General features: G+C 49.6%; 17 protein-coding genes. 9 read left to right on the top strand and 8 right to left on the bottom strand.

Annotated elements, in window-relative coordinates:
• Positions 1-15: 15 nt before the first annotated feature.
• Positions 16-1542: an aldehyde dehydrogenase family protein gene (locus tag ACXAGC_RS08675; RefSeq protein WP_474844051.1), complete on the top strand. Its 1527-nt coding sequence runs from the start codon at positions 16-18 to the stop codon at positions 1540-1542.
• Positions 1543-1635: 93 nt separating this feature from the next.
• Here the strand turns inward: ACXAGC_RS08675 and ACXAGC_RS08670 are convergent, their stop codons facing one another.
• The 4 genes from ACXAGC_RS08670 to ACXAGC_RS08655 form a co-directional block, all read right to left on the bottom strand.
• On the bottom strand, positions 1636-2682 hold the full coding sequence (locus ACXAGC_RS08670) for a DUF1838 family protein (RefSeq protein WP_303573250.1): 1047 nt from the start codon (positions 2680-2682) through the stop codon (positions 1636-1638).
• Between the two features lie 185 nt (positions 2683-2867).
• On the bottom strand, positions 2868-5207 hold the full coding sequence (locus ACXAGC_RS08665) for a TonB-dependent receptor (RefSeq protein ID WP_474844050.1): 2340 nt from the start codon (positions 5205-5207) through the stop codon (positions 2868-2870).
• A gap of 396 nt (positions 5208-5603) precedes the next feature.
• Positions 5604-6137, bottom strand: coding sequence for a hypothetical protein (locus ACXAGC_RS08660; RefSeq protein WP_474844049.1), 534 nt, complete (start codon positions 6135-6137; stop codon positions 5604-5606).
• Positions 6138-6354: 217 nt separating this feature from the next.
• Positions 6355-8661 carry a TonB-dependent receptor gene (locus tag ACXAGC_RS08655; protein ID WP_474844048.1) on the bottom strand — a complete coding sequence of 769 codons (2307 nt, stop codon included), beginning with the start codon at positions 8659-8661 and terminating at the stop codon, positions 6355-6357.
• Between the two features lie 453 nt (positions 8662-9114).
• Here ACXAGC_RS08655 and ACXAGC_RS08650 point away from each other — a divergent pair, with 453 nt between their 5' ends.
• Positions 9115-10197 (top strand): DUF3089 domain-containing protein, encoded by a 1083-nt coding sequence (locus ACXAGC_RS08650; protein ID WP_474844047.1) that lies wholly within the window; start codon positions 9115-9117, stop codon positions 10195-10197.
• A gap of 51 nt (positions 10198-10248) precedes the next feature.
• Here the strand turns inward: ACXAGC_RS08650 and leuD are convergent, their stop codons facing one another.
• The 4 genes from leuD to ACXAGC_RS08630 all read right to left on the bottom strand — a co-directional run bounded on the left by leuD (position 10249) and on the right by ACXAGC_RS08630 (position 16361).
• A complete protein-coding gene (leuD, locus tag ACXAGC_RS08645; protein WP_474844046.1) occupies positions 10249-10893 on the bottom strand; it encodes a 3-isopropylmalate dehydratase small subunit in 645 nt (214 codons plus the stop codon).
• A gap of 1 nt (position 10894) precedes the next feature.
• Positions 10895-12313, bottom strand: coding sequence for a 3-isopropylmalate dehydratase large subunit (gene leuC, locus ACXAGC_RS08640; RefSeq protein ID WP_474844045.1), 1419 nt, complete (start codon positions 12311-12313; stop codon positions 10895-10897).
• 106 nt (positions 12314-12419) lie between these two features.
• Positions 12420-14285: a hydantoinase B/oxoprolinase family protein gene (locus tag ACXAGC_RS08635; protein ID WP_474844044.1), complete on the bottom strand. Its 1866-nt coding sequence runs from the start codon at positions 14283-14285 to the stop codon at positions 12420-12422.
• 15 nt (positions 14286-14300) lie between these two features.
• Positions 14301-16361 carry a hydantoinase/oxoprolinase family protein gene (locus ACXAGC_RS08630; protein WP_474844043.1) on the bottom strand — a complete coding sequence of 687 codons (2061 nt, stop codon included), beginning with the start codon at positions 16359-16361 and terminating at the stop codon, positions 14301-14303.
• Positions 16362-16562: 201 nt separating this feature from the next.
• Here ACXAGC_RS08630 and ACXAGC_RS08625 point away from each other — a divergent pair, with 201 nt between their 5' ends.
• From ACXAGC_RS08625 to ACXAGC_RS08595, 7 genes are all read left to right on the top strand, one after another.
• Positions 16563-17792 (top strand): class I SAM-dependent methyltransferase, encoded by a 1230-nt coding sequence (locus ACXAGC_RS08625; protein WP_474844042.1) that lies wholly within the window; start codon positions 16563-16565, stop codon positions 17790-17792.
• On the top strand, positions 17792-18154 hold the full coding sequence (locus ACXAGC_RS08620; protein ID WP_474844041.1) for a hypothetical protein: 363 nt from the start codon (positions 17792-17794) through the stop codon (positions 18152-18154). Before ACXAGC_RS08625 ends, ACXAGC_RS08620 begins: the two co-directional genes overlap by 1 nt.
• A gap of 176 nt (positions 18155-18330) precedes the next feature.
• The gene (locus ACXAGC_RS08615; protein WP_474844040.1) at positions 18331-19323 is read left to right on the top strand and encodes an alpha/beta fold hydrolase; all 993 of its coding nucleotides are present in this window, start codon (positions 18331-18333) and stop codon (positions 19321-19323) included.
• Between the two features lie 42 nt (positions 19324-19365).
• Entirely contained in the window at positions 19366-20073 is a 708-nt protein-coding gene (locus tag ACXAGC_RS08610; protein WP_474844039.1) for a Crp/Fnr family transcriptional regulator, read from the top strand.
• Between the two features lie 142 nt (positions 20074-20215).
• A complete protein-coding gene (locus tag ACXAGC_RS08605; protein WP_474844038.1) occupies positions 20216-21658 on the top strand; it encodes a flavin monoamine oxidase family protein in 1443 nt (480 codons plus the stop codon).
• 269 nt (positions 21659-21927) lie between these two features.
• Complete coding sequence (locus ACXAGC_RS08600; RefSeq protein ID WP_474844037.1) at positions 21928-22851, top strand: TonB-dependent receptor plug domain-containing protein; 924 nt, start codon at positions 21928-21930, stop codon at positions 22849-22851.
• The gene (locus ACXAGC_RS08595) at positions 22833-24383 is read left to right on the top strand and encodes a TonB-dependent receptor (RefSeq protein ID WP_474844036.1); all 1551 of its coding nucleotides are present in this window, start codon (positions 22833-22835) and stop codon (positions 24381-24383) included. The genes ACXAGC_RS08600 and ACXAGC_RS08595 overlap by 19 nt, the downstream gene beginning before the upstream one ends.
• The last annotated feature ends 31 nt before the right edge of the window (positions 24384-24414 follow it).

Raw genomic sequence — 24414 nt, 5'->3', positions numbered from 1 at the left:
ACAGAGGAGTCAACCATGTCACAAATCGTCGTGAATGACGGTGCCACGCCGGCACCGCAAACGGAAAATGTTAAAGCGTTGCTGTCTTGTGTGCAGGACAAACAGCTCTATATCAACGGGGCTTATCAGGCTCCTGCAAAATCAGGTTATCTGGAAACAACCGATCCGGCCACAGGCAAGTTACTGGCCCGCATTGCTAATGCTACGGAAGAAGACGTTGATGCCGCAGTGGATGCCGCCCGTGCAGCACTGAAAGGTGCGTGGGCAGCCTATACACCGCTTGAAAGAAGCGCCGTACTTAACCGTATTGCTGATTTAATTGAAGCGAATATGGATGAGTTGTGCGAGCTGGAAGTGCTGGACCAGGGTAAGCCATACTATGTTGCCCGCTGGGCCGAAATTCCGGCAACGGCTAATCAGTTCCGCTTTTTTGCCGGTCAGGCATTGTCACTTGATGGCAATACCGTCAATACCTCCATCAATTACCAGCCCGAGGGTAAACAGGTGCACGCCTGGACTGAACGTCAGCCGGTGGGTGTGGTTGCTGCGGTAACGCCATGGAATTCTCCTCTTATTCTCACGGCAATGAAACTTGCTCCGGCACTGGCCGCGGGGTGTACTATTGTACATAAGCCTGCTGAACTGACTTCGTTAAGTGCCCTGCGCCTTGCCGAACTGATTACAGAGGCTGGTGTACCTGCCGGTGTATTGAATGTGGTGACCGGTGACGGCGCAAATTGCGGTGCTGCACTCACCGGCCATAAAGGCGTTGATAAAATTGCCTTCACAGGTTCCACTGCCACTGGCCGTGCCATTGTGGATGCCAGCAAAAAGCACCTGACCAGGGTAACCCTTGAGTTAGGCGGGAAGTCTCCGGCGTTGGTATTGCCGGATGCTGACCTTGAGCTGGCTATCCCCGGCATTGCCAATGGCATCTTCTTCAATGGTGGTCAGGTATGTGTAGCCAATTCACGTACTTATATTCACCGCTCAATTTTCGACAAAGTGGTTGAAGGCATTGCGCAATACGGCGCAGGCATGCAGCTTGGGCATGGTCTTGATCAGGCAACCCAAATGGGGCCAGTTGTGTCTGTTGAGCAGGCGAAGAAGATAGAGCAGTTCATTGAACAGGCCAAAGCCAGTGGAGCAAAAGTGATCACCGGCGGCGTTCGCACCGGTGAAAATGGCACTTACATCACGCCAACGGTCATCACTAATACCACACCGGATATGCCCATTCATTGTGAAGAAGTATTTGGCCCTGTGCTGGTGGCAGAACCTTACGATGACATTGAGGAAGCACTGGCCTGGTGTAACGACAACGACTACGGTCTGGCTGCCAGTGTGTGGACACAGGATTTATCTGCTGCTCATCGTTTATCCCGTCAAATCGATGCTGGCACAGTATGGATAAACTGTCATTCGATGTTTGATGCTGCACTTCCCATCGGCGGTATGAAAATGTCTGGCTATGGCCGGGACAGCGGTAAACAGGCGCTGGATAATTATCTGGAGTGGAAGACCGTATGTGCGGTGTTGTGATTCAGGACTAAGTGCTGCATCTGAAAGCCCTGCGAGACAGCAGGGCTTTTTTGATTCAGAAGCGGTAACTTAATATTACCGCCTCTTATTATCTCAACGCTTTGGCGGAAATACAGGTTCAGCAGGTGCTTCAGGCGGTGTCCAGCCTTCAGGAACCGGTGCCGGTTTCTGCTCGGTAGCATAGGCTTCGAGGCTTGACTCATTCGGACCGTAGTCTTCGGTGGGCGCACTTAAGAACTTAGGATCGATAGCACGGGCCGCTTCACGGATATCTTCAGGTAATTCATCAATACCGCCCGGTAACGTGGTAAACGTTGAGAAGTAGCTGATGTGACCTTCAGCCTGACCCATCAGCATCCACGGAAGCCATGGTGTAATGCGTGACCAGGAGCCGACAGCAGGAATGTGGGTTTTGTTCGGGTCCTGCACGTCAGATTTCTTGAATACATAAATGAACTGTTCTGACACACGGTTAAATTTACCCGCAGACTCACGTACCCATTTTTCGGGTTGCAGGCGGTTCGGATAGAACAGATTGATGCCGGTGTTCAAAATAATGGTGTCATTCGGGCCTTCAGTCCAGTCCAGCAGGAAAGGGGGTTTAGCCTTGTTGCCCATGTCTGTGCCTTCGTAGGCATTGGGGATATTCACATAGGAACTGATGGTGAAGTTGTAAGGGTCGTTCGCAATAGGAACAACACGAACATCTTCATCTGTGTAAGGATTGTGCCATGTTTTCAGTATTTCACCGGTTTTGATGTCTTTGTAGAACACCACCTCGCGGAGCATTCGACGAATGCTGCCATCCTCCAGTTGCTTGGTGCGGGTTACGCTAAAGCCTTCCATGATAAACAGTTCACGGATCTGCTCGTTGGGGCGTACACCGAAGACTTTACCTTTTAACCAGCCAACCTTTTCTTTTGTTGGATCTAAATCGGCATCAAGGCGGGCGTATGTATCGCGGTTCCATTCCGGATTTTTATAGTCCAGTGTGGTCAGAAATTCAGGTGTCTGATCTGATTTTGTGCCGGTGGCAGCCACAGAAGCCTGCGCTGTAAACAAAGAGGCAACAAAAGTCGCAATTAATGCGGCTTTCTGCCCGGTTTTAGCGGGCTTAACCCACTTCTTATAAGTGATCATTCACACTTCCTCGTTGTAATTGCTTTGAATGCAATGATGATGGATCCGGATATCATGTATCCCAATCTGCCTCTGATAATGAAAGGCTGCATTGAGAATTATCATGTTTTTGTGTTTTCGCTGAATATCAGCCACGGGGGGCCAGGCCAGAAGGGCAGGCAAAGCTACCTGCCCGGAGCGATTGATTAATAGAACGAATATTTAGCTCTTAGACCAAATGTCCGTGGTTGCTGTAACGACATCAGCATTGCCGACTGCACACCGGTGTACTGGTAGGTCGGGCTGAAAGTGTAATAGTCGAACGCAAAGGTATATTCATCGTTATCGAACAGGTTATCCGCATAGGCCTGCAGTTCGAGATCACCGATATAAACACCGGCGCGAAGATTCATTTTGTGAATCGCCTCTGTTTTTACGATATTCGCAGCGTTACTCCACATACCGGATTTGTAGATATAGTCACCACGCAGGAAGTACTCATATTCATTAGCAACTACACCGTTGTACTGTAAGCCGATGTTTCCTGAATACTTGGATACACCCGGTTGCTCTTTACCGCTGAAGTCGCTGATCCCAGTGAGATTGGTCAGGTTATTCGATTTGAAGCTGTTAATGTCTGAGCCGATATACGCCGCAGAAGCATTAACCCGCAGGTCGCTGGTAACCATCCAGTAGGATTCAAATTCGATACCGTACAGGTCTACGTCACCGGCATTCACAGAAACGGCGACGTTTTCTGCCTGTGCGTCAGAATCTTCCTGGAACACATAGCCGGCCTGATTTATCTGATCGTTCCACTGTGCGTAATAAGCTGCCAGCGCGTAATTCATTGAGCCGTCGATGAGTGAGCCTTTTAACCCGACTTCATAGTTGTTTACCGTTTCAGGCTGAACGACAAAGCCCACGCCTTCAGCAGCAAGTTGCTCCTGAATGTACGCACTGTAGCCGGTAATATAGGAATTGAAAGAACCCGGGTTGACACCTTTTGAATAGCTGACATAGGCCATGGTATCGTCGCTGAGTTTATGATCAACGATGATCCGTGGCATGAAATTAGTGAATTTTTCGTTTGCCAGTTCGGTCCCGGTATTGTCCAGCGATGACAACTCATCAGTCTGGTAGCGGCCTTCCATGCTCAGTGTGGTATCGTCTGATAAATCGTAGGTCAGGCCGAAGAATACGCCCGTGGTTTCCGCTTTGGTTTCAGACGGCGGATTGATACTGGCCGGCGTGTAGCCTGCCACAACACCCGCTGTTGCACTTTGTTTACTGGCATCCAGATAGCTTACGCCTACAGAGCCGTTAAGCTTGCCGTCACCTGCGTAGCTTAAACGGAATTCCTGGGATACATCTTCATTTTTCTTGTCGACTACGTAGGTGTAGAAATAGCTGTCAGAAGCAAAATGATCGATGTCGTTGACGCCTATCCATTCTTCATTGTTATAACCGGTCAGTGAAGATAACGTGATGGTGTCGGTGACATCCCAGTCCGCCACCAGATGAGCGTGGTAGAACTCACGACCCAGGCCATAGCCATCAAGCAGGCTGGTGGAAGACAGCCGGTTCTCAGGGTTACTTAACAGTGCTTGTAAGCTGTCACTGGCTGCCGTGTTATAAGCCAGAGGATCTGCTTTTTGAGGTACCGAACAGAAATAGGGATTGCCGTTCATGGTGCAGTTAGACTGGCCAGTTAAATTGTACTCATCAAGTGAATAGGCAGAAATAAGCGCAGAAGCCGAGGGACCATCTTCATCCCTGGAATAAAACCCGAAAGCTTTAAGAGTCAGGTCGTCTGTGGGAGTTGCGTAGAGATATAGATTTGCCATCGTAGTTTTCTGATCGCCAAGGGTACCGCCGTCACTGTAACTGTTATCCCAGGCACCTTCACGCTCGTAAGTTTCTGCAGTGGCGCGGAAGGATAATTTGTCTTCAACAATCACACCTTCAATTTCACCGCGCAGGCGTGAGTAGTCGTAATTTCCTACTGTCAGATCCACAGACCCGGCCCATTCTTCATTAGGCGTTTTGTTGACGATGTTAACAGCACCGGCAAAGGTATTACGGCCGAAATACGCAGCCTGAGGACCGCGCAGGATCTCTACCCGTTCAGGACTGCCGATAGAGGAAATAGCCGTGGTAGAAGAAACCGGTACGCCATCAATAAACATGGATGCAGTGGCTTCATTACCGTTGCTAGGGGTGAAGCCACGTAAGGTGAAGATTTGTACTGAGCGGTCTGCTTTGCCCGAATAGTTATTGGAAATTACCAGGCCCGGGGTGAAATTCTGTAAATCGCCAACGGAAATGATGCCCTGCTTATCAATGTTTTCAGATGTCATTGCTGATACGGCAATAGGCACTTCCTGTAAACTTTCTGAACGCTTCCTGGCGGTCACTTCTATTTTTTCGATTAGCATACTGTCTTCACTGACAGCTTCCTGAGCGGAAACGGGAGAAAAAGCGGCGCTCAGTGCGATAGCAACCAGACTGAACTTAGCCAGTTGGCGTGGAGTACTTGGAGTCATTATGTTTTTCCTACTTACCTGTTCAAAACGTGTTGTGGCAAATCGCGATTCTTTGATCGCTTTTCTTTTGTTCATCTCACCATCAGGAGCAAGAATTAAATATGACTATTGTCAAAAAATGATATGCTTTTATGACATTTATGTGAAGGTGATTCAAGAGTTGTTCTTTAAATCAGTGACTTATGAATTAAATTAATAAGGCGAGTGAAGGGGGTTTATAGATTGAACAAGAAAGAAAGCCATCCTTGCCGGGGCAGGGATGGCTTTTGGTAGAGATAAACCTGCGGTTTAATAAAATGACCACTTCGCCTGCAACCCGAAAGTCCGGAGTTCAGGCAGGCCCATGACAAGTCCGGAATTGTTTCCGAAATACGCAAAGTCGTACTGGAATGCGAATTAATCGTAACCCGTCGTGTAATCGGTATCTTCAAAGGCATTGTTAACAAATACCTGAATGTCGATATTGTCCACAGTAATACCTGCTCTGAGATTTACTTTCTGAATTGCACCTGTTTTCAGGAAGTTGGCCTGATTGACCCACTGACCTGATTTAAAAACATAATCGGCACGCATGAAGTAATATAAGGCATCGCTGAACTCGCCGCCGGGCGTGACTGAATCCGGTACCACATAAAGTAAGGTGGTGAGTGTATTAAATTTGGATGCTTCAGAAGCTGAGGTGTTGTAACTGATCGGGTCAGCTTTATCCGGTACAGAACAGAAATACGGTTTGCCGTTTATCAGGCAATTTGATTGTCCCTGCACAACCACGTTGCCGGTAAAATCATTGATATCGTAGGCAGAAATAAACGCTGAAGCAGCAGGGCCATCGTTATCTTCTGACATGAAGCCAAACAGCTTTATAGTCAGATCATCGGTGGGGCGGGCAAGAACATAAACGTTTGCCATGGTTGTTTGCTGATCGCCCATACGCCCGCCATCTTCTCCGGCGTTATCCCATGCACCTTCTTTATCGTAATGTTCGGCAGATACTCTGAATGACAGTTTGTCATCAATCAGGACGCCTTCGACTTCGCCCCTGTAGCGCTGATTGTTGGTAGATGAGCGAATGTGTTCGATTTTCAGGCAGGTGAAAGGCTTAGGCAGAATGAAAAACGCCCCTTGAACGGGGCGTTCGAAAAGTAGATTAGAAGTGGTAAGTACCGGTTATACCGAAAGTTCTTGGTTCGCCCATGGCAACTGTAGGTAAGCGGTTAAAGTCACCGAGGAACAGTGTACTGCCGGCAATAAGCGGGGTATCGTTATCAAACAGGTTTCTTACCCACAAAGACGCCTCCCATTGTTCTGAGTTCACGCCAATGCTGGCATTCACAACAGTACGTGCACCGACGTAGTCGAGGGCATCATGGTTAGAACCTTTCTTTTTCGACTCATAGCGGCCGTCGATACGCGCATAACCTTCCATTTCCGCAGTAACTTGCGTACGGTAAATCATCTGCGCATTGAAAGTATGCTTAGACATACGCGGCAATTGCTGACCATCCAGGGATACAGAATCAATGCCGTCGATCACGCCTACCAGTGAGGCAAGGTTACCGTCTTCAGCATCAGTAAATTTGGCATCTGCCAGTGCATACCCGAATCCTGCTTCAAGGTGCTCATTGAGTACGCCGGCAACTTCCAGTTCAAAACCTCTGGAGCGTCCTTCACCCGCATTCTGCACGGTGAAAATGGTAGTGCCTTCAATCTGAGAAGAGGTTTGAATGCCTTCCATCTCCACATCAAAGATAGCTGTATTCACCCGTAAACGTTGATCTAGCCAGTCTGACTTCATACCAATCTCGTATGTCCAGTTGCTCTCTTCGTCATAGGATTCGAATTCTTCTGGCAGAGAAGCGTTAGGGGCATTAAAGCCTCCTGATTTTACGCCTTGTGCAACAGACCCATAGAACAGAATATCCGGTGTCATCTGATAATCCACTGAGGCCCGTGGTGTAACAAAGGTCCAGTCCTGTTCCTGGTCTCTTACTGTTACCGGATCAACCAGGCTTTTCGTTTCTTCTGTTAAGCGCAGTTCGCCGCGAACGGTCCATTCGTCGTTAATTGCATAGGTTAAAGAGCCGTAAACAGCTGCTGTTTTAGTGCGGTTAGTGCCGTCGCCTGTGAGTCCGCCGTAATTAGCCAGCTCATCAAACAGGTTTGAAGGAAAGCCGTCGGATAAATCGGTGAATGGTGCGAAGTATGAAACCGCGGTTTGACCCTCTTCAAGGCTGGAGTCGTCAATACCGAACCAGGAACGCACCTCGCGTTTAAGTTCGTAATAACTAGCGCCGACTAGCCATTGCAATTGACTTTTATCAGTATTGTGCAGGCGTAGTTCCTGGCTCCATTCGGCATGGCGCTGATTACCAAAAGCTACATAAGAGGGCAGTGTAACGAAACCGGAGAAATCCGGCAGCCAGTAGTTAGTACCTTCAAGCTGACGGTCCTGATCGGTAACGGCTGACATTTCCATATAGTTGTAACCGGTAATGGATGTCAGGCGGGTTGTCGCAAAATCGTAAGTCATATTCAAGCTAGTTCGGCTCAACATCCGATCCCCGCGCGGTGCTACAGTGGTAAATGTCCAGATTTCCGGGTCGTCACGGTCCAATGAGGGTACCTCACCACAGTAACGTTGGAATGTATAACCTTCAGGGAAGATGGCAGAAGTTGGCGACTGACAGTTACCATCTATAATGGCCTGTGCATTCACATCGATTTTATCTACCGAGTAATAGGTATTCAGATTGGCTTCGAAATTCTCGGTTCCATCGTACCGTAATGAACCGCTGTAGAAGTTAGACTTGTAGCCGCCAATGTCAGAGCCGTCGTTACTGTTTTCGTAACCCCCGTCCCAGTCATCATAGGTCATGTTAGCACGGTAGTATAACCCGTCGGCAATAGGACCTGTAACCATCAGAGAGGTCTTTACTTTGCCGTAATTGCCCACCGTAGCACTGACTTTAGATTCAAAAATATCACTGGCTTTGCGGGTGATAAAGTTTATAGCACCTGCATAGCTGTTGCGACCGTACAGTGCACCCTGAGGTCCCTTAACAACCTCAATACGTTCCAGATCTAATAAGCTCGAATCCAGACCGTCACGACCGGATACATAAACGCCGTCAATGAATATAGATGTATTGTTTTCGTCATCACTCCGGGAAACCTGTGCCAGACCACGAATGGTCGGCGTGGTGTATACTTTGCCAGGATATCCGTCCATCTGCAGCCCTGCAATCATATGGGTAATATCCCGCAGATCTTCCAGTCCTGCCTGTTCAATATCAGCACCAGTCAGTGCAGTTACTGCCAGCGGAATTTCCTGGATACTTTCTTCAACCTGCCGTGATGTAACGGTGATTTTTTCTATGGTCTCGTTCGCAGACGCGATGGAATGTAGTGAGCTGGTTGCCAGAGCAACCGCTACTGTCAGTTTATTGAGCCTCATTAAATTTTTCCCTGTATCACTTGCTTTTTATTGGTTTTCTTTCGGGTGACTCCAATTGGAATACACGCCTGTTTTAATTCCAACAATACGGCCTAATAAGCGGTGTGATTATTATTTTAACGCTAATGACATATTGTTATGGCTATTAAGCATAGAGATTATCTTTTGTGCAAGCGATTTTCTCAAATTAGTGTGTCCTGACCACTTATTTAAAATAAAGATACATACTTTTTTTTATATTTATTCAAATTTATCAGAAGGTTGGGTTTTTATTTTTGCCCGTTCAACCAGATCGTTACTCCTCAAAAACGTTATTTGCAAATTTGACATTTGCTAAAAAGGACACCGTTATCCCGTAATTTTAAGGGGCTCAGGGATTCTTTCACTGTCAGCCGTTGCATATTTTTTTGTTTTATTGTTATGTATAAATAGCTTTTATTTCACGGAGTCAACATGGCAACTTTTTCTATCCGGTGTGTACTTCCGGTTTTATTTTTATTCATAGCACCTGCTTTAAATGCGCAGGACAGCAATGCTTTCAGCGCTGCTGATGCGCCACCTGCTCCGGATTATGCTAAACCGGCATACTGGGCTGCACTTCCCGGTGCTCCAGGCGCTACGGCGGCTGTGCCTGAAGGGCTGTCTTTTGATCCGGAAATAAAAAATACTGATGTATTTTACATTCACCCGACGACCTTAAAAGATAAAAGCGTCTGGAATCAAACCTTGTCGGATGAGACAACAAATCACTGGACTGATGTAAGTGTGATGGCAAGGCAGGCGTCAGTATTTAACGACTGTTGCACAGTGATTGCACCCAGGTACCGGCAGGCAAGTTTCAAATCAGGGGGCGATCCTACGCTTTCCGGTGATGGCGGAAAAGCCTACCGGCTGGCGTACAGTGATGTGCTTGCTGCGTTTGACTATTACATGACTCACATGAACAAGGGGAAGCCCTTTATCATTGCGGGGCACAGCCAGGGCGCGCTAATGACATACTGGCTGCTGAAAGATCGCATCGACGGTAAGCCTGTACAACAAAAAATGGTTGCTGCATATATTATCGGGATTGATTTAATGCAGGGAGATTTCGGCCGCACGTACAAAACATTGTCACTGTGCAGTACCCCTGAGCAGACCGGCTGTGTGCTTGCCTGGAACGCCGGCACAAAAGACCTGGATATTGATAAAATGTCGCAGTTCGCGGGGTCGCGGTATGCGTATACCTACAACACTCAGGAAGGACGGGACGCTGTATGCGTAAACCCGTTAACGTTCGACACCAGCAAGCCTGAAGCGCCGGCGGGTGCGTCAAAAGGTGCGGTACCCGGAGCCCCCGGAGAAGGTAAGGTGAACGCACTGGTAAAAGGCGCAGTAGAGGCGCGATGCGAGCGTGGCTACCTGATAGTTGATTACGACCCTGCACTGGATTTATCACCATCCTTCGGGGGCAGTATGCACTATCACGAGTTCGGTCTCTTTTACGCCGATATCCGCGACAATATTGCAAAGCGGATCGCTGCCTACAGGCAATAATCTCTGACAGATTAAACGCAGCAGATATCTTTCTGCTGCGTTTTAATTTTGTCAGTCAATCTCTGCAAACAGCCAGGGTTCATTGGCTTTCAGTGTGGCCTCGAAAGCTGCAATACGGGAAGACTCCCGAAGTGTCAGAGAAATTTCATCATCACCCGACAGCAGGTTCTGCCGGCGTGACGGGTCGATTTTAAATTCCCATATTGCGCCGGTTCCCGTGCGGATTTCACATTTCTCCAAATCAACCGTCATTGAGAAATTGCTGTCTTTACGCAGTGCAAACAGGCAATCCACAACAGACTGTGGGAGGGTGACAGGCAAAATGCCGTTCTTAAAACAGTTGTTGTAAAAGATGTCGGCGAATGAGGGGGCAATCACAACGCGGAAGCCGTAATCACGTAACGCCCACACAGCATGTTCACGGCTTGAGCCGCAACCAAAGTTGTCCTGCGCCAGCAAAATACTGCTGTCGCCACAGCCCGGTTTGTTAAGGATAAAGTCCGGATTCTTCCTGCGCGTTGATGTTTCGGTTTCTGCATCACCTTCATCGAGATAACGCAAATCATCAAACAGCCAGTCTCCGTAGCCAAATTTCTTTATCGACTTGAGGTATTGTTTAGGCAAAATGGCATCGGTATCCACATTGGCTCTGTCGAACGGCAACACGGTGCCGGTATGAGTGGTAAATGCCTGCATATTAAAATTCCTCCCGTGTTACATCGACGAAGTGACCGGCAATCGCCGCCGCAGCTGCCATTGCAGGACTCACCAGGTGTGTGCGGCCGCCAATGCCCTGGCGACCTTCAAAGTTGCGGTTCGAGGTGGATGCACAGTGTTCTTTTGGCATTAAGCGATCGGCGTTCATGGCCAGACACATGGAGCACCCGGGCTCGCGCCATTCAAATCCTGCCGCAGTGATAATTTTATCCAGGCCTTCTGCTTCTGCCTGGGCTTTTACCAGTCCGGACCCCGGCACAACTAGTGCCTGCTTTATTGTGTCAGCCACTTTGCGGCCTTTTACTACCCGCGCTACTTCCCGGATGTCTTCAATGCGTGAATTGGTGCAGGAACCCACAAAAACACGGTCGAGTTTAATATCTGTCATGGGCTGACCGGCCTTCAGACCCATATAGTTGAGCGCTTTCTGGTAATCTTCAGACTTGTTCGGCGGAAAAGACGCAGGGTCCGGTACAGGGTTGTTCACGCCGGTCACCATTTCAGGTGAGGTGCCCCAACTGATTTGCGGTTGGATATCGGCTGCGTCGAAGTGACGCTCAATATCAAATACTGCACCTTCGTCACTGTGCAGAGCTTGCCAGACCGCGACTGCCTGATCCCATTGCTCACCTTTGGGCGCATAACGTTTATTTTTCACGTAGGCTTCTGTAGTGGCATCAAAGGCCACCAGACCAGCACGGGCACCGGCTTCAATGGCCATGTTACACAAGGTCATACGGCCTTCCATGGTCAGGTTCTGAACGGCTGTACCGGCAAATTCGATGGTACAACCGGTACCTGCTGCAGTACCGATTTTCCCGATCACATACAGCACCATGTCTTTGGCAGTCACACCCGGTGACAACGTGCCGTTAATCTTAATCAGGAAGTTCTTCGCTTTGCGCTGAATCAGACATTGGGTAGCCAGAACGTGTTCTACTTCCGAGGTGCCGATACCCACGCCAAGAGCAGCAAAAGCGCCATGAGTCGCAGTATGGGAGTCACCGCACACCACGGTCATACCGGGTAAAGTCAACCCCTGTTCAGGAGCGATAACGTGCACGATACCCTGACGTTTATCGTTGAGGGAAAATTCGGGAATGTTGAACCGTGAGCAATTGTCATCCAGGGTTTTAACCTGAATTCGTGATGTGGAATCTTCAATGCCGTCTATACCTTTTTCACGGTCTGTGGTCGGTACATTGTGGTCCGGTGTGGCGATAACCGAACTGGTACGCCATGGCTTTCTGTCTGCAACCACAAGGCCTTCGAAGGCTTGTGCAGACGATACTTCGTGTACGATATGACGGTCGATGTAAATTAATGCTGTGCCGTCGTCATTTTGTTTGACGCAGCGTCTTTCCCAAAGTTTATCGTAAAGGGTTTTGGGGGAACTCATGTGGTGTATCTCCTGAAACTGATGTTTGCCATCAGGCAACATCGCCGGCGTAAAGCCGGCGATGAGTTGTTGCATTTCTCCGCGTGTAACTGCGGAATAAAATGGCTTATTTCACGTTTTGGAACGTGGGCGTTACCGGCGCAGGAATATGGGTTTCCTCCAGGCAACGTGCTTTGATTTCTTCAATGGTGCCACCGTGGTTGAACATGCTTACCTCACCACGGGTTGCAGTAAGAGTGGCACGCAAATCAGTGGTTGCTGCTTCATTAACTGCACCATTTTCGATGATTACGCCGTAGGCTTTTGCACCTTCAACAGTTACCAGACCGCGATTGAAATCAGTGAGAACCATGGCAGGGTCGCGCAGATACGGGTCGCCCCAGCCGCCGCCACCCCAGGTGTTGAAGTACAGCAAGTCTCCGGCTTTCACTTTCAAATCTTCGCATTTAGACGGCAGCCATTCTTCAGTGCCGTCGGCACGAACCATACGCTTGGTAGAACGCATGCCAGGCTCGCCACCGTTAACACCCCAGGGGTGTACCAGCCAGCGATCATCGTGAATCGCGATCTGGCCGTCACACAGGAAGCGGTAAGCAACAGACAGACCGTGACCACCACGATGCAGACCAGCACCGCCTGAATCAGGAATGACTTCATAGGTCTCAATACGCATAGGGAAGTAAGACTCAATGAATTCATTCGGTACGTTAGTGAAGCCCGGCCACAGAGAGTGACCGTCCGGTCCGTCACCTACCGGACGACCCGGGATACCACCGAAGCCGATCTGGAATAGCTGGAACCATTCGCCTTTGTCGTCATAACCTGAGTAGAACAGGTGAGGGGAGTCAGAGAAACCCGCTGCATTCAGCAGTTCCTGCGGTGCGCCCATACCCAGCAATGCACCCAGAATATCGAAGATACGACCCAGGGCGTGGGTACGGCCAGACAATGCCGCCGGATATTTAGGTTTAAGCAGGGTGCCCTCAGGAATGCGTACGTCTACCAGGTCATAGAAACCGTCATTAAAAATGATTTGCGGATCTACCACGTTAATGGTGAATGAGCCGAAGAACATTTTGAACATTTCTTCGTTCAGGTAGAAGTTGATAGAGCTCTGTGCCTGGGGATCAGTGCCGTCGAAGTCGAAGATAACTTTCTCGCCTTCACGCCACATCTTACAGTTAATTTTGTAAGGACCCATGCCTTTACCGTCATCACAAATATAGTCGGCAAATTCGCGGGGCTCTTCAGGGATGAACATCTTGATGATTTCGCCCATGGCTTTTTTGTTCCGCTCCAGCATGATGTCCAGCGTGGAATCGAATACATCATCACCGAAGCGCACTGCCAGTTCGTTACAACGTTTAGCGGCGGTTTTACAGGCCGCGACCAGGGCGTTGAGGTCGAAACGGTTCCACTGCGGGGTTCGTACGTTGTGCAGAATAAGCTCCAGTACTTCTTCCTGCAGCACGCCTTTCTTGTACAGTTTCACCGGTGGTATACGCACACCTTCCTGGAAGATGGTGGATGCCTGAATCGGCATGGAGCCGGGTACCATACCGCCGTTATCTGACATGTGACCAAACATGGCAGACCAGGCAATATGACGACCGTCTTTGAATACCGGCACCAGTACCAGCCAGTCGTTCAGGTGCGAAATCGCTGCGTTACACATGTACGGGTCGTTGGTAAGAATAATGTCGCCTTCTTCCAGCGTGCCTGAATACGCATTGGTAAAACCTGTGATAAAAGAGCCCATCTGGCCGACAACCATTTTGCCGTGACGGTCTGCGATAAGCGGGAAGCAGTCACCCTGTTCACGGATCCCCGGAGACATCGCGGTACGGAACAGTACAGCGTCCATTTCTTCACGGGCGTTCCGCAGGGCGTTTTCAATAATATCGACAGTCACACCGTCTACATCTACCCGTTTCAGCGGGGTGCTGTTGGTTTCAATAATTTGTGCAGTCATAGTGATACCCCTTAGTTATTTCACGGGATTAATGAGGAGGTTGCCAACGTGGTCGATGTTGGCCTGATAACCGGGCAGAACTACGGTGGTCGAATCCATTTCGCTGACAATGGCCGGGCCCGGTACTGCGATGGCAGGGTGCAGCTTGCTGCGGTCATAGATGGCACCGTCATGCCATGCGCCGTCGTAGAAGAAACGGGTATCCTGTACTTTACAGTCAGCCAGCGTCAGTGTGTCTTCACCCAGTTTGCGTTCAGCAATATCGCCGGATTTGGCTTTGACCACGGCACGGATCATCAGAATTTCATGGCCGTCGCCCAGCTTGAAGGTAAACAGTTTTTCGTGCTCCTGATCGAAGTAATCAGTCAACACGGCAAGGCCGTTGGCCTCAATGTCATCACGGGTGAAGTCGACAGAAATTTCAAATGCCTGACCGGTATAGCGCAGATCGGCCTGATAAGTGACTTCCAGAGACTCAGGAGAAAGACCATCTGCAATCAGTGATTCAGAGGCTTTACTGCGAAGTTCTTCCAGGTCTGCCATCAGAGCTTCTTTGGTGGTTTTCTGTGCCAGTGTCAGATAGGTACGGGCAGCTTCGTCCTGTACTTCTGTGGTGGCATCACCATATGCACACAATACGCCGGGACCCGGCGGCACGATAACAGGCCATGCATCGGTCAGAATGCCCAGTGCATTAGCATGCAGAGGACCCGCACCACCAAAGCCCACCAGCGCGAAATCACGGGGGTCGTAACCTTGTTCTACTGATACCAGACGCAGCGCACCGAACATGGCTTCGTTGGCAATCTTGATGATACCTTCAGCGGCTTCCATCAGGTCGATACCCATGGCGTCTGCCACTTTTTGTACCGCAGTAACAGCCGCTTCGCGATCAATGGCCATGGCACCACCCAGTTGCACATCAGATGGCAGGTAGCCTAATACCACGTTGGCGTCACATACTGTCGGTTCCGTACCGCCTTTCATGTATGCGGCAGGACCGGGAACAGCACCGGCAGATTCAGGGCCGACACGGAGTGCTTTGGTTAATTCCGGTACGAAAGCAATCGAGCCGCCACCTGCTCCTACTGTGCGAACGTCTACTGATGGTGCACGTACGCGAACATCACCCACAATGGTCTCGCGGCGTACTTTAGCTTTAGAGCCCTGGATCAGGGCAACGTCTGTTGACGTACCGCCCATATCGAAGGTCAGAATGTCGTCATAACCGGCGCGGCTACAGAAGTAGATAGCACCGGTTACGCCACCGGCAGGACCTGACATCAGCAGGTTTACCGGTGATTCTGCAGAAGCGCGGCCAGAAGCCAGACCGCCGTCAGAACGCAGAATGGAAAGCTGTACGTTTTCTCCCATACGGTCTTTCAGTGCAGCCTGCAGGTTATTCACATAACGGGCAACTTCCGGACGTACATAGGAGTTCACAACCGTGGTCTCTGTGCGCTCGTATTCCTGCATTTCAGGTACGACTTCGCTGGACAGAGAAATCGGCATATCACCGAAGACTTCCTGAGCAATCACTTTTGCACGTTTTTCGTGTTCATCATTGACGTACGCATTGATGAAACAGATGGTGAGTGCTTCTACTTCACCTTTGGCTTTGAGCGTCTCGAGATCGGCTTTAAGCGCTGCTTCATCGAGGTCTGATACCACTTTCCCTTTTGCGTCCATCCGCTCAGCTGCGCCGATGGTCAGTTCAAGAGGTGCCAGCAACGGGTTTTTCACGTAGCTGACCCAGCCGCCAAGACCGCCCGGGCAAAATGAGCGGGCAACCTGCAAGGTGTGCTCGTAACCTTTTGTGGTGACCAGACCGACTTTGGCGCCTTTACCGGTTAATACCGCATTGGTGGCAACCGTTGTACCGTGCATCACACGGTGGATTTGTGTTGGATCAACACCAGACTCTTCACAGATACGGGCAATACCATTGAGTACCCCTTCTGAGGAATCATGGGGGGTGGACGGTACTTTGGCTGTAAAGGTCTGACCGTTTTCTTCGTTAATCAGCAGCAGGTCAGTAAATGTTCCGCCGACGTCAACGCCAAGACGATAACTCATATTTCATTCCCCTCATTTCAGGCAAATTCAGCTCGGTTAATTTCGTTTTAAGCCTAAACATTGGAAAGGTTGCTGCCATGACAATTATCAATGCAGCTCACGGTGAGGATTTCTATAGTCCGGAACATCAGGTCAGTACCGTCTGCAAGGATTGCCTGCGGGATGACAAAGTTTCTGTTTCACAAATAAACGAGGTCAGACATGCTTAATTGTTTCCAACAGGGCAAGCACGACATGCTGCCAGAGGCAACACACGACGAAGCGTCGCGCCAGGAGTTCGCCAAAAGCTTGCGGGGCTATATCCAGCACGCCACGTTGCCGGGGCTTCAGCCGGTATATGAAAAGAAAGTGGTGCCTAAATTCAAACGGGAAAACGGCCGTGAGCCTGAAAACCGTCAGGATATTCGTCGCGCCATGGTGAAAAACAGTTATTTTCAGCTGTACGCATCGACTAACCGTATTGCCCAGGAGTTGCTCTGGGAATCCACGGTAATGAGTGTAGAGCGTCAATTGCCGCAACTGATTGAAAGGGCCAAAGCACTGTCAGCTAAATCTGAGACGAAACTGGTGATCCCGGAAGGCTTTGTGCCGCCCAAATACGTGAGCGCCATCGATATTCACTGTATGCCTGGTGGCTACTGTACCGAAGTGACCGCCGATGACGTTTCTGCCGGTGTGGTTTACGACCGTGGTGTGTATCTGTACACCATGGGATATACCGGTCCTGATAACGACGATATGGGACGCTCAGTCTGCAACTACCTGAAGCGTAACAACCCTGATTTCAAACCCCGCCGCATCCTCGATATGGGTTGCACGGTAGGACATTCCACATTGCCATACAAAGAAGCGTTTCCGGATGCAGAAATCTGGGGTATCGATGTAGGTGGTGGCTGTGTGCGTTATGCCCATGCCCGTGGCGTTGCAATGGGTAAAGAAGTTAACTTTGCGCAGATGAACGCCGAAGAAACCACTTTCGAAGATGGCTATTTTGATCTGGTTGTCAGCCACATTCTGCTGCACGAAACCAGCGGCAAAGCAATGCCAAAAATATTCAAAGAAAGCGAACGGGTACTGGCTCCCGGCGGCCTGATGATTCATGCCGACTTGCCTCCATTCGATCTCATGGACCCGTTCACCCAGTTCATTCTTGATAATGAAACCTGGTACAACAACGAACCGTTCTGGGGAGCGATGCGTGACCTTGATCAGATCCAGCTGGCTGAAGATGCAGGCTTCCCCCGTGATGCGGTGCGTTTTGATACTGCGCCAATGGCAATTATGGAAACCACGGAAGGGTCGAAAGGTTATAGCGATGAGTCAAAAGAAGCCGTCGCCGATCGCGATTTTACTGCCGGCGAATTTGCCCCGGGTGGTGGCTGGGAAGTGCTGATTGCACAGAAACCTTTAGTTAACCAGGAGGTAGCGTGATGTCTGAGTCACATAACAATCCGCAGATGCAACACAACGCTAAAGGTAAGCGTCCGTCGTTTTATGAAGATGCCGCGTCGGATCAATTAATGTCTATGGTGATGGTGCTGGCCAGCGAATTAAATGTCATGCGTGATCGCATGGACGCACAGGAACGCGTCGCGAAACAACACGGTATTGATTTGGCAGCAGGCATCGAAGCGCTGGAACTGGACGATGAGGCACTGGAAAGCCGTGAAGCATGGCGCCAGGGATTTTTCTCCCGCCTGTTCTACCTTACCCGGAAAGAAGCGGAAGAAGCGCAAATGGGTGAAACCAAAAAATCTTATAACGCGACCATTGATGATATAGCCAAAGCATAATGGAGTGAGATAACGATCCTCAACGGAAAGCCTCTGCCGGCGTGATGCCTTCAGGGGCTTTTTTATCGTATTTTTCGGGTGGATTGATAATTGTTAAGGCGGGCTTGTCATGTGCCCGTTAGGTTGGTTAAAACAGTCAGTTGCAAATTACTCTGCCTTTACCGGGATCTTTGAATATGAAGAATCATTTGTTCGTTTTAATGCTGTCTATCCTGATGTGTTCTGCCTCAGCATCACTAAGTGCTGAAGAAGGCAAAAATGCAGAGACAACGAGAACATTGACGCTGGAAGACATGCGGAAAAAATACGCGGATGCTGATTCAAAGTTCATGGACGTAGATGGCATCAACGTGCACTACAAAGATCAGGGCACCGGTCCAGCAATCCTGTTAGTGCATGGTACGCTCGGCGACCTGCATGACTGGGATACCTGGGCAGAGGTGCTGAGCAAACATTATCGTGTGATTCGCTTTGATTTACCTGGCTTCGGCATCACCGGAGATATCCCGAATGGTAACTATTCAGTCGACCGCAGCCATGTTCTGATTGACGGCCTGATGGATGCGCTGGGTATTGAGCAGTTCGGTATTGCCGGCATTTCTTACGGCGGTATGGTGTCGTTCCGTTACGCCGCAACCCGTGTAAACCGTATTACGTCCATGATCCTGGTGAATTCTGCGGGTATTCAGTTTGGCAAAGCGGTTAAGCGTGACACGGATACCAAAGACAAGCCCCGTAAAAACATGTTTATCGATCCGGTGGTTAACCGTGAAGATGTTGCTCAGTTCTATGATGACTACATCAATGACCACACCTATGTGACCAGTGCGTTTATTCAGCGCAAGCTGGACTATCTGAACATTGTTAACCGCGATACCAATTCAATTAAAGCGTACAAGCTGTACGAAAAAGGTAATCCTCAACGTGTGCTTTCTCATGTCACTGCACCGTCGCTGGTTATCTGGGGAACGGCGAACCAGGCGCTGGATACAGAAACGGCGCAGGCTTTTATTGATGCGCTGACCGCTTCCTGTTTTAAGAAGCTGGTCACCTTTGATGATGGCGGGCATTACATCAATGTGGAGCGGCCGGCTCCGACTGCGAAAGCCGCGCTGGCATTTTTACAAGGTCTGCCCGAAGTTGATGCGTGTAAATCGTCTTGTGAGTAACTGATCTGGTGTCACAGCCTTACGGCGTGCAGGAGGTATTTGATGTCTCAGTTGTTTTTGCCCAGAAGTATGGAGCCTGTATACGGATATAACCCGTTCAGTGACTGCCCGCTGTTTCGTGACTTATCTGTGAAGCAGCTTTTTGAGCTGCGTCGTTGCGGCACGCAGATTGAACTGGGGGCCGACGAGCCAATCTTCGACCAGTTCTCTCCCTGTACCAGTGTGTTTAATGTGATCAGCGGTGCGATTGTTGTCGAACGGTTTGCTGATGACGGCAGACGGCAAATCATCGGCTTTTTGTTTCCCGGAGACTATCTGGGCATTGTTAACTCCGCGCGCTATGAGGTGGCTGCCCGCAGCCTCACAAAGTCTACCCTTTACCGCTTCGGCAGAAAAAAGCTGGTGGATTTTTCTCTGCATAATCATCAGTTACGCAGAAACATTGAACACATCATGTCGAACGTATTTTACCGGCTGATGGAACAGCTGTTTATTCTCGGTCAGAAAAAAGCGCACGAAAGGTTGTGCTTCCTTTTTGTTCACTTGCTTGAGCGTATGCCCGGTGCCACGCCGGAACACATCCAGCTTTATATGTCCCGTCAGGATATTGCAGACTATCTTGGTCTTACCATTGAAACGGTAAGCCGTTCTCTGGCTAAGTTGAAAACCGATGGTCTCATTCACTTTCCTTCCATCAATCATCTGCAGATTCTTAATGTTCCGGCAGTCAGGAAGCTGGCAGCAACCTGACCTCCGGCTAAATCATATTTTGTAATAATCACCTGCAGGACCAGAAGCCTGTTTTTGATAATAATCAATGCGGTGATACCGGTGGACTCATAGCCTAAAAGCCTATTAACAATAATCAAAAAAAGTGAACAGGTTGGTACTTATGTCAAATTCATTTGATCCGCGTTTCTCCCGCCGGGGCTTTCTTAAAGGTAGCGCTCTGGTAATGGGTTCGGCATTGTTCCCTGCCTTCGCCCGCGCGTCAGGCAAAACAGATGTCACAATCATCGGCGCAGGTCTGTCCGGTCTTTATGCAGCAAGCCTTCTTGAGCAGTCAGGTCTGACCGTACGCGTGCTGGAAGGACGAAACCGCATTGGCGGCAGACTGTATACACTGGATGATGTACCGGGGGCACCGGAGGCTGGCGGCCAGACAATTGGTCCCAACTATGGTCGTATGATTTTTAATGCATCGCGGGTGGGTGTACCACTGAACCAGGTCGATTTTGGTCTTGGTAATGAACCTGTCAGACAGGTCATGCAGGTAGCAGGGCAGCGTGTATTGCCAGCTGACTGGGCTACATGTGCCGGCAACCCGTTCCCTGATCAATTTAAAGCCATGACGCCGGACCAACTGTTGCCGGTGCTGCTCGGCAAACCACCTTTTTCACAAGGGAATGACTGGCTGAGCGATTCGAACTTTAATCTGGACATTCCTGTCAGTCAGTTACTCCGCGAGAAAGGGCTTTCTGCAAAAGCAATAGAAATGCTGGGGGCTGCTAATAACTACGGCAGAACCCTGGATGAGTCGTCCTTACTGTTCCTCTATCGCAATAATTATTTTGTTATGCAATCTATGCAAACGCCCGGTGGTGTGAAGATGGCGCAGGGCGGAAATCAGCGGGTGCCTGAAGCCATGGCAAAACACCTCAGCGGTGAAGTGCTGACAGGCAAAGTAGCAGCAAAAATTAAAGAGCGCGACAGCGGTATTACCGTGCGTTGTGATGACGGAAGTGAATACGAGTCACAATACGTGCTGTCGTCGGTACCTTTCTCCACCTTGCGTCATGTTGAGATTGATGCGCCTTTACATGTGATGCAACGGGAAGCCATCAACGAACTGGAATATGGCAAAGTGTATCAGGCACATTTCGAGGTGGTTTCTCCTTTCTGGAAAGGTAAAGGTTTTCTGCCGAATGTGTGGTCAGACTCTGTCATCGAGAGAGTCTTCGCCAGTGATCCTTCACAAAGCGGTAAGATCACTAATCTGACCGTGTGGATTAACGGCAAAGGCGTGGAAGCCGTTGAAAAACTCTCTGAAAAAGACGCCGCAGCACTGATCCAAAAATCACTCTACGAAGCCTTGCCGGAGGCAAAAGGTGCGGTGAAATTTGTTCGCCTGTTTAACTGGCAGGATTCACCCATGTCACGGGGATCTTTTGCTACCTGGAAACCCGGTCAGGTTGCCCGTTATGCAAACGTAATGGCTACACCTACATCAAGGCTGCATTTCTGCGGTGAACATACTGCACAATGGGCAAGTGGTATGGAAGGTGCGCTGGAATCCGGCGAGCGGGCAGCAAACGAGATTTTGACAAAAGTCTGAGCGTAATTTTTCATCTGAACGTGTCACCGGAAGCGCAGGTTTACGGTGACTTTTTTGTGTCCACAATCTTTGTAATGAACTGATTTAATGATGTTTATTAGTCAATTTCATAATCTTGCTGTTTTTTGATATTTGTTAATGAGTCCCCGTTTTGCTGGCGATAATCTGTTCAATAAGGTGCTTTGACCGTTTAAAAAAAGTACCGCCAAAAATAATGATTGGCCGTGTAAAAAGCCAAATAACAACAGGTACCAAGTGAGGTGGGAAACATGTATTCATGGAACAAAAAATACGCTTTAAGTGCAGCGGGGATGGTTTTTGCACTGTCGCCGGTGGCATCAGCCATTGCGCAAACAGAAGAAAAGAAAGCCGACGATAATAAATACGAGCAGGTTGTTGTTAAAGCGAGAAAACGGGATGAAACCATCATCGAAGTACCGCTGTCTGTTAAAGCGTTTACCAGTAAAGATTTGCAGGAGTCAGGATTAACCGAGCTGGAATCGCTGGCAAACTTTACACCCAACCTGGATTTCCAGAATGTGGGTAACTCTCAACCCGGCCGCTTTAACCCCGGCATCCGTTTCCGTGGTATGGACATTGCCATATCTACCCCGACAAACCAGACAGGTGGCTTCTTTGTTGACGGTGTTGCTGTGCTGGGGGGCGAAAGCTCAGTGTCATTCTCCGATATCGCTCAAGTTGAGGTGTTACGCGGCCCGCAGCCAGTCTACTTTGGACGCGGCACTTTCGGCGGTGCCATCAACTATACCACGGTAACGCCCGGCGACGAGTTCAGCGGCCAGATTTCCGCAGGCTTCAGCCCGACATTCGGCAGCAACGAATTTAATGCTTATGTTGAAGGTGCGTTGTCGGAGAATGTGTCTTCCCGCCTGACTGTGTTTAACCGCGAGCAGGGTGCGCCTTTTACTGCCACTGACGGCGGTGATCTGGGTGCTGAAAAGACTGCGGGTGTGTCGTTAATTCTGGCCATGACGCCCACAGAAAACTTATCGGTAAAAAGCCGTATCGCTTATTCTCAGGACGATGACGGTGCGCCAGCATCAACGTTCGTAAAGTATTCAGAAAATAATAATATTTCCGTCGGTGACACGTTCAGCGCACAAACAACGGTATTGTTGAAGCTACGTGGGCGACGCCATGGTTATCCGGCTCGTTGCCGTACACCACAGTAAGCAGCAACACCCGTTTTTATGACGTAACTGTCGCCGGACAAACTCAGTATGGCGATGCACTGGAGGACGGTACCTATAGCATGAGCGAATTACTCGCAATGCGTCCGGAAGGAGGAGATACCCCTTCTCTGGACCATATCGGACTGCGTTCTGACATGCTGGTGTTCTCTACCGAAGCATCCTACTTTATAGATGAAAACTTCTCCTTTGATGGTCTGGCGGGTTACAGCCATAAATCCACCACGCAGATCAGAGATGCTGACCAGACAGATGCACAGGCGTGGATTGTACAAACCTATCTGGAACTGGAATCCTGGTCTGCGGAAGGTCGTCTGAACTACGACAACAACGATAATTTCCGTGCTATGGCCGGGGTTAACTACTCAGTGATCGATCAGATGGGTGATGTTGACGGTGGCTGGAACGTATTTAATGGCTACTATGGCGGTATGCTGTTCGGATTCGGTACCAGTTACCTCGACGCAACTAAAATTGAAACGCTGGGTATCTTCGGTTCAGCTGAATACGATTTTACCGACTGGGCCACGCTGGTAGTCGAAGCGCGCTATCAGGATGACACTACAGACAACCGCTCCGGTTTCACCGAAGGCACCTTATCGCCTTCTGCTGAATTGTCTTTCGACGGCTTCCTGCCACGTATCAGTCTGCTGCTTTCGCCAATGGATGACGCGAATGTGTTCCTGACCTACTCAGAAGCCATGTTGCCGGGTGCTTACAACAGTATGTTTGATTCTATGGATGCAAATGATGCCGCGGAGTTTTTAGCTGCAAATCCTAATATCGAAACAGAGACGGAAGAAGAAACGATTAAGTCATATGAACTGGGTTGGAAACAGTCTGTTCTGGATGGCGCTTTATGGTACTCACTGGTTGGTTTCCATCAGCAATGGGAAGGCATGAAGTCTACCGGCCTCTATACCTTTACCGGAACCAGCACAGGAACATCTTACTTTCTGACGCCTACTATGACCGGCTCAAGTACGCAGACAGGTATTGAGCTTGAAGGTCGCTGGTCAGCCAGTGACAACCTCAACATTCAGTTCGCTTACGGTTACACCAGCTCTGAGTACGACAGTTACAACAGTAACTCTTTCAGAAGTGCGCTGGGTCTGCCTTACGGCACATTCTACAAAGCAGACGGAAATACGCTGCCACGGTCTCCGGCGCACAGCGGTGCTGTAGGTATCACCTGGCAGGACGGACTGAATGCAGAGTGGGATTATGCCCTGCGTGCAGATACCACCTTCAGAAGCAAAACTTATACGGATGAGCTGAACCTTACCACCATTGAGGGCTATACCTTGCTGAATCTGCGGGCAAAACTGATTGGTACTGACAATGGCGTATCCGTAGAGCTTTACTGTAATAACTGTACTGACAAAGAGGGATGGGCAACAGGTCGTCGTCTTACCGACTTCAGCGCCATGCCAAACTTCTTTGCCACACAGGGTGCAGTGGTTGACCCTATTATGCCAAGAGAAGTGGGGATCCGCGCGGGTTACGAATTCTGATAATGACATGTCCGGATGTACCGTCAGGTGC

The organism is Alteromonas sp. AWJ4_197 (assembly GCF_056160285.1).
This window is presented reverse-complemented; position numbering and strand designations above follow the sequence as displayed.